Below are 13,841 nucleotides of genomic sequence, written 5' to 3'. Positions count from 1 at the left end.
AATTCGCCAAGAACCTCCGACCTTCGCATACGCTCCTGCAGCCTAAACGAGCCGGGTGACAATCTGGCGAGCCAGATGCTGCAGTGAGGCCGTGGAGCCGAATGGCCAGGATGGCATGCCGGTCAAACGGACATTTCCTTGCGCTACGACCGGCAACATGGGCCAGAGCGAAGCATTGAGAAGATCAGCCGGAACGGTCTCGCCAAGGATGAACAAGGTGCTGTCGCTCCCAAGGGAGGCAAGTCCTTCAAGATCGATTGTCGTAAAACCGAAAGGTTGCGCTGACATTTCAATGCCATCGGCAAAGCCGATCTTCCTGAGAAGGCCGGAAATTGCGGCGTTGGGCGCAAAGACGCGCAACCGCGGGACGCCAGGCAACGGTTGCGCCACGACCAGCTTGCGGCCTGCCACCTGCCCGGCATGGCGCGATTTCAGGTTTTCGATCTCATCATCAAAACGTCCGAGGAGCCTTGCGACGTCATCCGATCGCGAAAGCGCTGCGCCCGCCTGACGGGCGCTCTGACAGACGCTCGCCAGCATGTCACCGCCATTTTCCTGATCATCGATCAGATGAACCGGAGCGATCTCACCGAGCGCATGAGCAATGGACGCGTGCCGATACCGCGACGTCAAGATGAGGTCAGGCTGCAGTTTGCGGACCGCCTCAAGGCTGGGCTGCTGTCGTCGTCCGACGTCGACGGCATCGGAGAGGCCTTCATTTGCGACATCGACCCATGTTCTGTACCCGGAGATTTCCGCGCATCCAGCCGGCGATATTCCAAGGGAAAGCGCAATCTCGGTAGCAGTCCAATCCAGCGTGACCAGGCGTGAGGGTCCTGAGGCGGCAAGCGACCCTGGCGCCGCGATCAAAGCCACCGCGCCACTCAAGAACGATCGTCTGCCTATACCCGCTACCACTTCACGCTCACTGTTCCGACAACGGTCAAACCCTGCCCGTAATAGCACTGCGTGGTGGTGTTGCAACCGGCGACGTAGGTCTTGTCTCCGAGATTGTAGCCGTTGAGCTGGAACGAATAGCGATCATGTTCGTAACGGGCAAAGGCATCGACCAGCGTATAACCGGGAACGAAGAATGAGTTCGCGGTATCCCCGGCAGTCTTGCCGATGCGTCGGACACCACCACCGACTGTCAGCTTGCCGTTCCAGCTGTCCGGCATCGGCAGATCATAACTCACGAACAGCGACTGCTGCTGCTTTGGAACGGTATACGGCATTTTCCCGATCTGGGTGGGCGTCTGGCTCTCGGTTACCACAGGATCCTGCCAGCTCGCCGCCGCAGTAACATTGAGACTGTCCCAAAGGGTGGCGTTGGCCTCCAGTTCGATCCCGCGGACGCGCACCTCGTCAGTCTGGTAATAAACGCCTGCAACACGGTTGACGACATTCTGCTGCGTCGCCTCGAAGCCGGAAAGAGTAAGGCTGAAGTCATCGCCCTGTGGCGCAAATTTCACGCCGATTTCCTTCAGCTCGCCCTTGGTTGGCTTCAGCGGCGTTGGCGCCAATGTCAGCACCGGGGAGAAGGACGTGGAATAAAGCGCGTAGGGCACAAGGCCGTTATCAAGGACATAAGCGGCACCGACCCTGCCGGTGAAGGCTCTATCGTCCTGCCGGTATCGGGTGGTAAGACCGCTGGCAAGCGTGGTGCTGTCGGAATCGTTGCTGACATGGTCCTGGCGGCCGCCAACCGTCAGTCGAAGCCCGCCGAGTTCCATTTGATCCTGGAGATAAAAACCGATCTGACGCTGCGTCTGATCAAGACGTGTCGTCAGTGCTGCCGGCTGTACGCCAATGCCGTAGACCGGATTGAACAGGTCGAGTGGGGGGCCACTGCGTGATCCTGTCCTGTTCACAAGGTTTTGCCACTGCACGTCGATACCGCCGAGAAGCGTATGGCTGATTGGCCCACTGTCGAACTTGTACTCAAGATTGGTATCCAGCGCCACGGCGTTGAGCGTTGGCTGCGCATTGTAAACGAGGCGTGAAAGCGTGCGCTGGTTGGCGGAAAGGCCGTTGCCGAAAAGGTTTTGATAATTGACGTCCAGATATGAGTACCGGAAATTCTGGCGTAGAACGAGATCGTCGTTAATTGCGTGTTCGAGCCGATATCCAATATAGGCCGTTTCCTTGTCGTAAATCGCCAACGAGGGATCGCCGTCCGAAAAGCTGCGCGGTATCGTCAAACCGAGACTATTGGGATAGATGCTCCCGAGTGCTGGAATAAGCGAGGGCACCTGGCCGGCGTCATCCTTCATATAGGCGCCATAAACCGTGAGACTGGTATCTTCATCCGGCGACCACCTGACTGTCGGGCTGATGGCGAAACGGTCGTTCTTGCCGAAATCGTTCATTGTTTCGCTGTCGCGGATAATGCCTTCCAGGCGATAGGTAAGATTTGAATCCGCACCGACAGGGCCCGTGACGTCAAACCCTGCTTCCTTCTGATTATAACTTCCGAAGCGCGCGTAGACTTCTCCGCCAGCGGTCTCTGACGGATCCTTGCTGACCATGTTGACGACGCCGCCGACACTCGTTTGTCCAAAAAGCGCCGAACTTGGTCCGCGCAGCACTTCCACGCGATTAAGGAAGTAGGGTTCCACTCGAAAGCCGGCATAGCCACCGGTCTGGTTTGCAATCTGCGGCACGCGCAAGCCGTCGAGATGTAGATCGGCGCTAAAGCCGCGGATGCTGAAGTAATCCGAACGGGGGTCGTTACCGTAGCGTTGGCCGTTGACGTTCGCGCTATAGAGCAGGCTGTCCGCCACCGTCTGCACGGCTCGATCCGTCATCGCGCCACGGGTAATCACGGAGACGGATTGCGGCGTCTCGGCAATCGCCGTCGTAGTCTTGGTGGCCGAAGCCGATTGCGTCGCAACGTAGCCACGCTGTTCGACACGCGCCCCTTTGGCCGCCGTCTTTCCCTGTACGACGATCGGCTCGAGCACGGTGGACCCATTTGCCTCTTGCGCCTCAACCCTTCCCGGCTGGAGGACAAGCGCCCCCAACGCAACGCCTGACACGAGAAACAGGAGCTGCTGTCTGGTGACGTGGCAGGTTGATGTGCGAAGGCGAAGGTGGGTGTTCTGCATTCGAGGACCTGTGATAGGAATACTGCGTAAAGGCTACTCCGGACTGTCCGCAGTGATTTTCTTTTCCCGCACGCTTGGCCGCTTAACTAGACTTTTTTTATCAGCATTGTCAGGTCAAAATCGAGCTCTTGCGGGCCATTTTTTGGCCCGATACTGTTAAATGATATTATTCTGCTCCATCGGGCCAATTTTTCCTTTTGAAATACGGACGGGACGCGACTATGGCTCTTCCCGTTGGATGCGGCGGCAAGGCCCCCGTGAGGAATCCCATTGCCTGGAAACACAATGAAACAGCCGCAAAGGGCAGCCGATCTTCAAAATGTGCCGCGGCCTGTCGCTGCCATGGCGCGGACCTACGAGCAAAGCGTCGATTTTGGCTGGCACAGCCATCGCCGAGGGCAATTGCTCCAGATCATCGACGGCTTCATGACCGCCCGCACCCCCGACACCTCGTTCATCATCCCCTGTGGTTACGGTTTGCTGATAACGCCCGAGATACCACATGCCGTCCATTCACACGGGCGGGTTTCCATGCAGTCGGTCTATATCGAGCCGGACCCGGGGATCGCCATGCCCTGGGAGCCGCCACGTGTCATCTCGACCTCGACGCTCCTTTCGGCCACGGTTGGAGCGTTCCTGAAGGAACCAACTCTTTATGACGAAAATGGCCGCGGCGGACATCTGGCAGCTCTGATACTCGAAGAAATTGCCAATGCGGAGGAAGGCCCGTTTGCGCTTCCAATGCCAAGTGACAGGCGATTGCAGCGGCTGTGTCGGGATCTTTCCGAAACGCCATCGCTCGATCTTGATATAGACCGCTGGGCAGATAATCTCGGCATGAGCCGGCGCACCATGACCCGGAAATTCCGAATCCAGACGGGCATGAGTTTCGCCGAATGGCGGCGTCGCTTGCGCATGGCGCATGTCATGCGCCGGCAGGCGGAGGGAGCGCGCCTGGAAGAGGCGGCCGCAGACGTCGGTTATCGCAGCCTGTCCTCTCTGCGCAAAGCCATGCGCGAGGCTGCCGGATGACGGGGCTCGCAAGCAAACAGAAGACGGAGACAATCGCCGCTCAGGCGATTGGTCTCAGCGTCATCTATGATCAGGCTCAAGCGCTTCGGCAGGTCGATTCAATCGCATTGGAAGGCCGTATTACCGTCATATGCGGCGCGAACGGTTCCGGGAAAAGCACGCTGCTCAAATGCCTCGCCGGGCTCGAACAACCGACGGAGGGCGAGGTGCACCTGGCCGGGCAGCAACTCAACGCTTTGTCACGGCGCACCATCGCCCGTCAGGTTGCCGTCATGAGCCAGACGCCGGAGGTTCCGATCGGTCTGAGCGTCGAGGAACTCGTTGAACAAGGCCGTTATCCTCATCGCCCCTGGCTGGGACGCCTGTCGACACGGGACCGCGGAATTATCGAAAGCGCCATCTTTCGCGTCGGCCTCCAGGACTTACGTGCGCGTCAACTCACGACCCTCTCAGGCGGTGAAAGGCAGCGCGCCTGGCTGGCCATGGCTCTGGCGCAGGAACCGCGTGTCCTCTTTCTTGATGAACCCACGAGCTTTCTCGACATCAGACATCAGGCCGAGCTGCTGACACTCCTGCGCAAACTCAACTCGGAGGAAGGGCTCACGATCATCGCGGTGCTTCACGATCTCAATCAGGTTATGGATGTCGCCGATGACGTCGTCCTGATGCAGAAGGGTCAGGTTCTGGCGGCTGGGCCGACACACAAGGTGCTTCGGGCTGACCTGCTGCGGCAGGCCTTTGAGTGCCACGTCGATCTCGTCCCACATCCCGACGGAAGCGGGCGAACCTATTGCATGGTCGACTGGGTCGGCACCGGCAATCGGCAAAACCGCCCGGCTTCGGCTCAACCATGACTTTGTCTCGCCTCGCCCTTCATCGATTGGCTCCATCCCTTGTCTGGCCCGTTGGCGTGATCCTTTTGCTGCTCCTGGCGGCGCTGGAACTCAGAGTGGGGAGCAGTCTGGTCGGCTGGAGGGACGTGTTTCTTTTTCCGACAGCCCCGGAAACACTCGCGCAGGCAATTCTGGAAACGACCCGGGCGCCCCGTATGGTCGCAGCAATATCAACTGGCGCCGCCCTCGCGCTGGCAGGTTCGGTTCTCCAGACCGTCTTGCGAAACCCTTTGGCGGCTCCGGATATACTGTCCGTTACCAGCGGCGCGCAGCTTTTCCTCGTCGTATCGACCTTGTTGCTTCCCTTGGCTCTGCCACCCATCATCGCAACAAGCGCAGGCGGTCTGGCCGGCGCAGCTGCATGTCTCGCGCTGGCAGGCGGCTTTCAAGCCGCGCCCGGCCGGCTGGCTCTTTCGGGTATCGCCGTATCACTTTGTTTTTCCGCCATATCATCGGCCATCGTGCTTCTCGCCGACGAACGGGCGTCCGGTCTGTTGCTCTGGTCCTCCGGTATCCTGGACCAGACCGGATGGGCCAGTGTCACCACGGCGATCCCCTTGGTGTTACTTTCTTTCCTGATGCTGATGGTGATGGCGCGCGCCCTGGACTTGCTGGGACTGGGAGATCAGGCCTCGGCCAGTCTCGGGGTTACGCGGGCCGTCACACTTTTCGGTCTGCTCGTCGGCGTTCTTCTCTGCGGCGCCGCCGTTACCCTCGCAGGGCCGATTGGCTTCATCGGCCTTGCAGTCCCGAATGTTTTGCGCGCATTGGGTATAATTCGGCATCATCGCCATCTGCCGCTTTCGATAGTTTGGGGAGCAAACACCCTGCTCCTCGCAGATGTCGTCACGCAGTCCCTCGCGCACAATGGCACGAGCATACCCACAGGCGTTACGGTTGCCTGCCTTGGTGGACCGGCCATGCTGCTCCTGCTCCGGAAGGCGAAGATCGGGGGAGAGCGCCGAATCGGCCTGCCCGTAGGGATAGCGCCCCCGCCCCTGCCCCTTGCCGCGGCAGCGCTTGCCGCCTTGGGCCTGATAGTCATCGCGGCAAGTCTCGCGACAGGCGACGGGCTGTCACTGACGATTGCCGAGGTGACGGGAAACCTCGACCTGCGCGCGCCTCGCCTTCTTGTGGCACTTGGCTGTGGTGCATTGCTGGCTGCTGCCGGCACCGTCCTTCAGGCGGTGACGCGCAATCCGCTGTGCGGGCCGGAGACGTTGGGCCTTACACAGGGAGCAGCGCTGTTTAGCCTCGTCGCGCTCCTGTTGGGATTTGCACCCGCAACGCCAACTTTCCAGACGGTCGCTCTGTCCGGGGCCATTACCGTGCTCTTGCTGCTCCGGTTGCTGGCACCGAAATATTCTCCCGAGAAATTCGTCCTGGCCGGTGTCGCAATCGCAGCAAGCCTGGGCGCGGCCGCAACGATCATCGTCGTGGAGGCTCGCCTGCAAACGGCTCAGGCACTTTCGTGGCTCATCGGCTCGACGCACGCCCGTGGCTACGCCGACGCAGTCGTATTGATGCCATGGGTCTTCGCCCTGTCGGCCACCGGCCTGTTGTTCAGCCGTCATCTTGATGCGTTTTTGCTTGGGGACGAAAAAGCCCGCTCAATGGGCCTCGCGACGGGAAATGCGAGCAAATACGCGATGCTCTATGCCGCCGTCGCGGTGGCAATCGCCGTTTCTTCCATCGGAGCCGTCAGTTTCGTTGGCTTGCTCGCGCCCCACGCGGCTCGGCTCCTTACCGGAGCGCGCCATGCCAAAAGCCTTCCTGTCGCAATGGCGCTCGGCGCTGTGATGCTCGCTTTCGCCGACACGATCGGTCGCAGCATTATCGCGCCACTTGAACTTCCGGCGGGCATCATCACCGCAATTATAGGTGCGCCCGCCTTTATGCTGCTGCTCCGTTCCGGATTGAGGTCGCGGTCCTGATCGAATGGAAGAGGTGCAACTCTATGGTCTCGGGTGTTCGACTGCGGGGCGGTAAAATCCGGCGACAATGCCCATCGCCTACACAGCAAGGGGCGGACGAAATCGACAGCCTCATGCGGTAAAAAACGAGATGAGCTCATGCGCCAGTTCCGCTGGAGCCTCTTCTGCCATGTGATGTCCGCTGTCTATTCCCAGACCCGAAACGGGAAGGGTTGACCAGGGCTGCCATACCGACAGGACATCTCCGTACAACATTTCCAGATCGTCCTGCAGCGACCAAAGCACATGAAGTGGGCATGTCAGCTTTCTTCCGCAACTTCGATCATCAAGATCGTGGAGATGGTCTATGTGGATACCCGCGCGATAATCACCCAGCATGCCCTGAACAGTCCTGGGGTCTTCGACGGACGAGCGGAAGTCCGCGAAGTTTTCTTTTCCCATCGAAGCCTCGCTCCCGCCATACCATGCCAAGGGATCGGCAAGGATGGCCCGCTCGGGTTTGTCGTGTTGAGCAAAAAAGAACCAGTGCCACCATTGCTGTGCAAAGCGAAGATTGCATCGCTCCAGCGCTTCGAGGATCGGAACACCGTCGAGGATCGCGAGCTTCTCAACTCTTGCCGGGTGGTCCATCGCGGTGCGAAATGCCGTGTAACTTCCACGGTCGTGGCCGGCCAGAAAGAACCGGTCGAAACCGAGATGTTCCATGAGCGCAACACAGTCACGAGCCTTGGCCCGCTTTGACGACGCTTCATGATCATAGGGGTCAGACGGCTTGCCAGACTTGCCAAAACCTCGCAGATCGGGGCAAACAACCGTGAACTTGTCGGCCAGAATGGGAGCCACCTTGTACCAGGTTGTGTGTGTTCTCGGATGTCCGTGAAGCAGAAGAAGCGGCGGGCCCTTGCCGCCATGGCGAACCCGTAGTGTCGTTTCCGGGACATTGATCATTTCCAGCCTGAAATTTTCAAACATCGCGCTCCCCTTGGATCACGGAACGAACGGTCTCTGCCACCAGCGGTTCCATTTCGGCCTGCCGTGGCTTGGAACCGCGGGCCCGCTCAAAACTCTGCTTCGGTAGCGATCAGGGTGTGATCGCGGAGGGTAACGGATGACGACGTGCCACCCGGTTACTCCTCTGCTCGATCGAAACGGTTGCGGTCCTTCCCGCAACGAGCCGAACCGTCTTTGGGGCGTCATCGATCTCGATCCGCACCGGGATTCTCTGGGCAAGTCGGACCCATGAGAATGTCGGGGCGACGCTTGCCAGAGAACCCGCATTATCGCTTCGCTCCCGATCCTCAATGCCCGCGGCAATGCCTGCAACACGTCCGGTAACCGACTGGGCTTCGCCCATGATACTGATCGTTACCGGATCACCAATGTGGATCCGGGGGAGCTTCGTTTCTTCAAAATATCCTGCGACATAGACGGATTCTTCTTCCACCAGGGCTCCCACGGCGTTGCCGGAAACGACATAGTTACCCCTGCGCAGGGAAAAGTTGGTGATTGCACCGGATGCCGGTGCCCTGACCGTTGTGCGCTCAAGGTTGAGCCTTGCCAGATCCCGGGCAACCAGCGCAGATTGATAGGCGGCCTCTGCCTGATACATCCGGCTTTCCGCGTACTGACGCTCCTTGAGGCTTGCCGCCTCCTTTGATGCAAGCAGTTGATACCGTTCGAAATCGGTTTTCGCCAGCTCCGCCGCCGCCCTTGTCGCTGTTACCTGCGCTTCTGCCTCGCGCAGCGCGAGCTCGAAGCGATCTGTTTCGATGCGAAACAGCGGCGTTCCTTTCTCCACCTGTGCATTGTCCGACACCAGAACCTCGGCGACAGGCCCGGAAACATCTGGTGCCAATCGGATGATATCCGCCCGGACATGGGCATCACGCGTCCATGGTGCCTCCATGTAGAAAGACCATAGGTGCCAACCCAGCACCGCAGCGCATCCCGCCATGGAGAGGGTGAGAAGCACTCGACCCGCGGTAAACGTCAGATTTTTCATGATCATGGAAACCAGTCGATAGCGGCAGAAAATCCGCCGACAAGGGTAATGTAAAGCGCAAGGTTGAACAGGGAGCGGTGCCATACCATCCGGTAAAATCCCATCTTTTCGAGAAGTGATGTGAGAAGACGAAATCCTGCATACGCAAACAATGCGAGCGCTGCGAACGAGGGCAGAAAAATGCCATGGAGATCGAGCTGTTCCTTCAAGCGGCTTTCCTCCAAGACCCGGGTATCTGGGGAACGGGCGCGTCAGCGTCCGGAGCAATGCACAGGCGAAGAGCAGCGGCGCGCAGCAGAAGTTCGTTATCCATCACGGTGATGGCCGCAGGAGAAAGGATCAGATCATCCAGCGCCCGGACGGCGCTTTCCAGGATTTTTCCACCTTTACCGGCACGGCCGCGGTATAGAATTGTGACCGCCTGAAAGACCGGTTGTGCAGCAAGGTGAATACCGTTCGAAACCTTGGGTAAAAGCTCCTGCATTGCAATCAGATGCAGCCCTGCCCGGATATCCCTTAACGGGTCATAGCCGCCGACCTCCGACACCGGAGGCAGTTTCGCCAGTCTTGAGGCGAACAGGCCGGCAACGTCAATCATGCGATAATGGGCGGCGAGAATGTCGGTTTGTTTACCAACGGCGATGTTCGCGACATGTTTCCGGACAACAGAAAGAAGCCTTCTCGCATTTGTCTCAACTCGCACGGATCGAAAGAGGCCGCAAACCGCGATCGTCCAGACCATTGCGAGTATGGTCGCCCCCGCGGCATTCACGAATGTGACGAAGTCTGTCGCGGGATATGCGTGAAGGGTGAGAAGAAGGGGAAAGTTTATGCAAAGCCCCATGCCGACAATGGCGAGTGAAGGCACTGCAAGACATATGCCCGCCGGTATCAGAAACAGCCCCAAAGCAGCAGAGAGCGATGCAAACCCGTCGATTACCGGAAGGACTGCAAAGCCGTAGACGAATGCTGCAATGGCTGCACCGATCGTCACATTAACAAACTTGCGCATGGCAGGAACCGGGTCGTCCATGGTGGCAAGGAGACAGCAAAGGACGCCAGATATCTGGGCGAAGGTAACTCCGTCGGACCAGCCGGTGACGATCCAGAAGAAGAGCGATGTTACGAGGCATACTGCAACCGCTACCGACGACAGCCACGCCATTCCGATATCGCGATGCGGTGCGGGCGCTCTGTCGGGCGCGCGGGCGCCTCTTGCTCCGTTTTCATCTTCAATGGATTTTCGAAGAGTAAGGCACTCGTCAGAGAGCCGGGAAAAAGTCCGCAAGTCTCGGGTAAAATTGACAAGGAGGAGTTTTTCCCATGTCGGCAGCGAGGCGGGGAAGGCAAGCGCATCGATCGTGGAGAAGGAGCCTCCCGGACGCGAATCCGCCTCCGCGACTATCGCCGATGCCTTGTCCCGGCCGGCAGGGTCCAACCTCCCCAGCGATCGTCGCAAATCCTCCAGTTCGCTCAGTAGGGGCAGGAAAGAAACCATTCGGTGCTGCAGCGACTTCACCAGCGCCACTCTGCTTCGGTATCTGGATCCGTCATACTGAAGATGCACCGCGAACGACCGCAGATCGGCCGCCTCCCCCGCCAGGGCGTGGCGTTCCATCCGATTTTGGGTTTCGTCCATTTTGCCGGTTGCGGTGACTTCGAAAAGCTTCTGCGCCCTGGCCATCCATCCATCGATCCGGTTGAGAAGCGCTGTCCCCACGTGAACCGGAAAAACAACGTGACTGACAATCGACGCGCATATGATCGCGAGCCCGATCTCTTCGGTGCGGGAAACGACAATATCGAAGGTGTTTGCCGGGGCGTTGACGAGCGGCAGTCCTGCGAGAAGAACGGTATAGCCGGCTAACAGGAAAACATAACTGCGTGGTGTGCGATCAAGACGACTGACAAAGGTGCACCCGGAGACCCATACGATGATCACGCCGGAAAGCAATATCGGTTCGTTCACAAGGTTCGGGACCATGAGGATCGTCGCACCGCCGCCGATGACCGTGCCCAGAAGCCGATATACCGATTTCGACGATATCGCACCGGAGAGGGGATGAGCGACAATATAGACGGTTGCAACTGCCCAGGACGGTCGGTTCAAATCGAAGCTGATGGCAACAAGATATGCCAGCATGGCCGCAAGGAATGATTTCAGCGAAAAGATGACATTCCCGCTGGTGACAACTGGCCGGCTGCTCACACCGCATCCTCCGGCCCAGGGGCGCTGCGCTCGATGCCTTGTTTATTGCTGGTGATCTCGTCTGCGAGGCCATAAGTCGCTGGCGACACATAACAAAAGAAGGGTACGGCGAGGCAGGCGTGCAGATAGGCTTCGGCCGGGTCGGCGGACTCACCGGGCGACATGGCCGGTAGATGGCGGGCAACGAGCGCTCGGGCTTTCGAAACGAGCCCGTCTGTCATCTTTTTCAGCACCGTAGCGCGGGCCAACCTTGCTCCCGGTCGTAACGGGAGAAGGACGCAGAACCTGCGAGGTCCTTTCAGGGGAAGACGAATTTCAGTCCGGATAATATCCGACCACCAGCGGTCGTCGTATTTTTGAAGTGCCATAATCTTCTTCTCCAGCATCTTTCCGGATGACCCTATCGACAAAACCGGAAGAAGAATTTAGATATTCTCTCTAATGATCACTAAATACCACCAGACGTCGATATCCCTGTCCGGCGCCCTCGCCGACCATGATCTCGAAAGCTCCTCGTCGCGCGTTCGCGCTGTGAGGATCGACGTGTCGCAGAACGAACGCGAGGCTCCGGAACACCAGCACCGCAAGGGCCAGCTTGTCATGCCTCTGCGGGGAGGCGTGACATGCCGCGTCCCAAGCGGCATGTGGATGGTTCCGCCTCATTGTGGCGTCTGGGTTCCAGGAGGCATGCGTCACAGCAACGTGGCGACCGCCAACGCGCGTTTGTTCTTCCTGTTCATCGAGCCGGGGGCCGCCGATCTGCCGAACCGGTGCTGCACGCTTTCCCTGTCCCCGCTCGTCAGAGAGTTGATCATCGAGATGGCCGACCAGTCCGCAGTGGCGACTGCTGACTCGGAAGTCATGGCAACGCTGCTTCTGTCGGCCTTGTCGCGGATGCCGGTTGAGCATCTTCATCTGCCGCTGACGGATGAGCCCCGGCTTGCACGCATTGCATCGGAACTGGCGGAAGATCCATCCGACCGTAGTACGATGGCACAATGGGCAAAACGAATGGCGATGAGCGAGAATTCGCTTGCCCGCCTCGTCCAAAACGAGACGGGCCTGACCTTCGGCCGCTGGCGACAACAATTGCAGGTGATTGTCGCGATCCGAAGCCTTGCCGCGGGGGCAACGGTGCAGCAGGTTTCGGGCGATCTTGGATATCAATCCGTGTCTGCGTTCATAACCATGTTCAAGAAAGCGCTTGGCACATCACCTGCCCGATATCTGGGAAATTTCGACCGCTGAATGTCAGAAAACACCGCAACACCTGAGAGGAGATAAAACATGTTCACCCACATCATGATCGGCAGCAACGACCTGGAGCGGGCCAGGAAATTCTACGATGCCGTCTTTGTCGCACTGGGCGGCAAGCCCGGCGAAATGGATGCAAGAGGCCGACTGATTTACGCCCATGCGGGTGGGCGGCTCATGATCACGAAACCGATCGATGGCAAGCCGGCGACTGCCGCCAACGGCGGAACGATCGGTATTGCGGCGGCGACCCCCGATCATGTTTTAGCCTGGCATGCCGCCGGCGTCGCGCATGGCGGCACGGCAATCGAGAGCCCGCCGACGGCGCGTCCGAACGGCGCGTTCGTCGCATATCTTCGCGATCCCGATGGAAATAAACTGACCGCTCGGACGCCTCCGACGACATGAGGCAGGCAACCTTGCGCTCGGTCGGCTACAGAAATGAAGCAAATCGGCCGTGGGTCCGGAGCGGAACTCATTGAGCCATCCGTTCGCGCAGGCGGGGTGTGAGCCAGTCGAGAAAGCACCGCACTTTCATCGACAAGGGCTCGGCCGGCCCATGAATGACATTAACAGGCAGCGGTTCAGGTGCGAACTCGGTCAAAATTTCCTGTAAGGCGCCGGAACGCAGTTGATCGGCGACCTGGTAGGAGAGCACCCGGATGATGCCAATACCGGACATGGCTGCCTGAATTGCGGCCTCTGTCGTGTTGACCGCAAGCCTGGGGCGGGGTTCGACATTGAAGGTCGTCCCGTCGCGGCGGTAACGAACTTCGGGCGCGGTCGCGAAGCCCTGGAAGCTTATACCGTCGTGCCGGGCGAGGTCATCGGGATCAAGCGGAACGCCTCGCCGGGCGATATAGTCAGGACTGGCGCAGACGACCCGACGGACCGAACCGACACGGGTTGCGATCAGCGCGCTATCGGCCAGATGGCCGATACGCAGCGCTACGTCAACGGGTTCATCCGCCAGACTTATCTGACGGTCCGTCAGCGTCAGCCGCATGTCGATTTCGGGTTGTTCCCTCAGGAATCCGAGCACTATGGGCAGAACGTGGCGCTCCCCGAACGCGATCGGAGCCGTCATATGCAGCCCTCCGCGCAGCGCGCCGTAATCGCCGCTTGCCTGCCGCTCAGCCGCGTCCAGTTCCCCCAGAATACGCCGGGAAGCGGCGACGTAATTTCGCCCTTCCTCCGTCAAGGTCAGCCCGCGGCGGGTACGCAGTACCAGACGGGCTCCAAGATGCTTTTCGAGGTCGGCGACCTTGCGGCTGACCGTGGCGAGCGGCGCCTGCAATCGCCGTGCGCCGGCTGAGAGGCTGCCGGCATCGACCACCGCGAGCAGCACTGACATCGCTTCGAACCGATCCATTCCATCCTTCCATAAATTGAGAGGTAATCTCCTGAAAT

The 13,841-nt window shown here is 59.3% G+C and carries 13 protein-coding genes; 5 read left to right on the top strand and 8 right to left on the bottom strand.

Translation table 11 applies throughout. From position 1 onward, the window contains the following. Positions 1-42: 42 nt before the first annotated feature. A complete protein-coding gene (locus WA845_RS09010) occupies positions 43-876 on the bottom strand; it encodes an iron-siderophore ABC transporter substrate-binding protein (protein WP_282456140.1) in 834 nt (277 codons plus the stop codon). A gap of 35 nt (positions 877-911) precedes the next feature. Then, on the bottom strand, positions 912-3,107 hold the full coding sequence (locus tag WA845_RS09005) for a TonB-dependent siderophore receptor (RefSeq protein ID WP_112556327.1): 2,196 nt from the start codon (positions 3,105-3,107) through the stop codon (positions 912-914). Positions 3,108-3,392: 285 nt separating this feature from the next. Between WA845_RS09005 and WA845_RS09000 the strand changes: the two genes are divergently transcribed. Genes WA845_RS09000 through WA845_RS08990 form a run of 3 tightly spaced genes read left to right on the top strand, consistent with a single transcriptional unit; the run spans position 3,393 to position 6,966 of the window. Beyond that, positions 3,393-4,139, top strand: coding sequence for an AraC family transcriptional regulator (locus WA845_RS09000; RefSeq protein WP_044459055.1), 747 nt, complete (start codon positions 3,393-3,395; stop codon positions 4,137-4,139). Further along, positions 4,136-4,993: an ABC transporter ATP-binding protein gene (locus WA845_RS08995; protein ID WP_112556329.1), complete on the top strand. Its 858-nt coding sequence runs from the start codon at positions 4,136-4,138 to the stop codon at positions 4,991-4,993. The genes WA845_RS09000 and WA845_RS08995 overlap by 4 nt, the downstream gene beginning before the upstream one ends. Next, positions 4,990-6,966 carry an iron ABC transporter permease gene (locus WA845_RS08990; protein ID WP_174151354.1) on the top strand — a complete coding sequence of 659 codons (1,977 nt, stop codon included), beginning with the start codon at positions 4,990-4,992 and terminating at the stop codon, positions 6,964-6,966. Before WA845_RS08995 ends, WA845_RS08990 begins: the two co-directional genes overlap by 4 nt. Positions 6,967-7,077: 111 nt before the next feature. On the opposite strand, the gene WA845_RS08985 is transcribed toward WA845_RS08990, so the two are convergent. The 5 genes from WA845_RS08985 to WA845_RS08965 form a co-directional block, all read right to left on the bottom strand. Continuing rightward, positions 7,078-7,938, bottom strand: coding sequence for an alpha/beta fold hydrolase (locus tag WA845_RS08985; RefSeq protein ID WP_112556333.1), 861 nt, complete (start codon positions 7,936-7,938; stop codon positions 7,078-7,080). A 109-nt stretch (positions 7,939-8,047) separates the two neighbouring features. Beyond that, positions 8,048-8,968 carry an efflux RND transporter periplasmic adaptor subunit gene (locus tag WA845_RS08980; protein ID WP_112556367.1) on the bottom strand — a complete coding sequence of 307 codons (921 nt, stop codon included), beginning with the start codon at positions 8,966-8,968 and terminating at the stop codon, positions 8,048-8,050. Between the two features lie 2 nt (positions 8,969-8,970). Next, complete coding sequence (locus WA845_RS08975) at positions 8,971-9,177, bottom strand: DUF1656 domain-containing protein (RefSeq protein WP_112556335.1); 207 nt, start codon at positions 9,175-9,177, stop codon at positions 8,971-8,973. Beyond that, a complete protein-coding gene (locus tag WA845_RS08970; protein WP_174151355.1) occupies positions 9,174-11,177 on the bottom strand; it encodes an FUSC family protein in 2,004 nt (667 codons plus the stop codon). Before WA845_RS08970 ends, WA845_RS08975 begins: the two co-directional genes overlap by 4 nt. Next, the gene (locus WA845_RS08965; RefSeq protein ID WP_337322296.1) at positions 11,174-11,425 is read right to left on the bottom strand and encodes a hypothetical protein; all 252 of its coding nucleotides are present in this window, start codon (positions 11,423-11,425) and stop codon (positions 11,174-11,176) included. The genes WA845_RS08970 and WA845_RS08965 overlap by 4 nt, the downstream gene beginning before the upstream one ends. Before the next feature lie 193 nt (positions 11,426-11,618). Here WA845_RS08965 and WA845_RS08960 point away from each other — a divergent pair, with 193 nt between their 5' ends. Continuing rightward, entirely contained in the window at positions 11,619-12,425 is an 807-nt protein-coding gene (locus WA845_RS08960) for an AraC family transcriptional regulator (protein WP_162719275.1), read from the top strand. Between the two features lie 39 nt (positions 12,426-12,464). Further along, positions 12,465-12,839 (top strand): VOC family protein, encoded by a 375-nt coding sequence (locus WA845_RS08955; protein WP_112556339.1) that lies wholly within the window; start codon positions 12,465-12,467, stop codon positions 12,837-12,839. 67 nt (positions 12,840-12,906) lie between these two features. Here the strand turns inward: WA845_RS08955 and WA845_RS08950 are convergent, their stop codons facing one another. Next, a complete protein-coding gene (locus WA845_RS08950; protein ID WP_022563188.1) occupies positions 12,907-13,803 on the bottom strand; it encodes a LysR family transcriptional regulator in 897 nt (298 codons plus the stop codon). Positions 13,804-13,841 lie beyond the last annotated feature (38 nt).

The organism is Agrobacterium sp. CMT1 (assembly GCF_037203725.1).
Classification (GTDB): Bacteria; Pseudomonadota; Alphaproteobacteria; order Rhizobiales; family Rhizobiaceae; genus Agrobacterium; species Agrobacterium pusense.
This window is presented reverse-complemented; position numbering and strand designations above follow the sequence as displayed.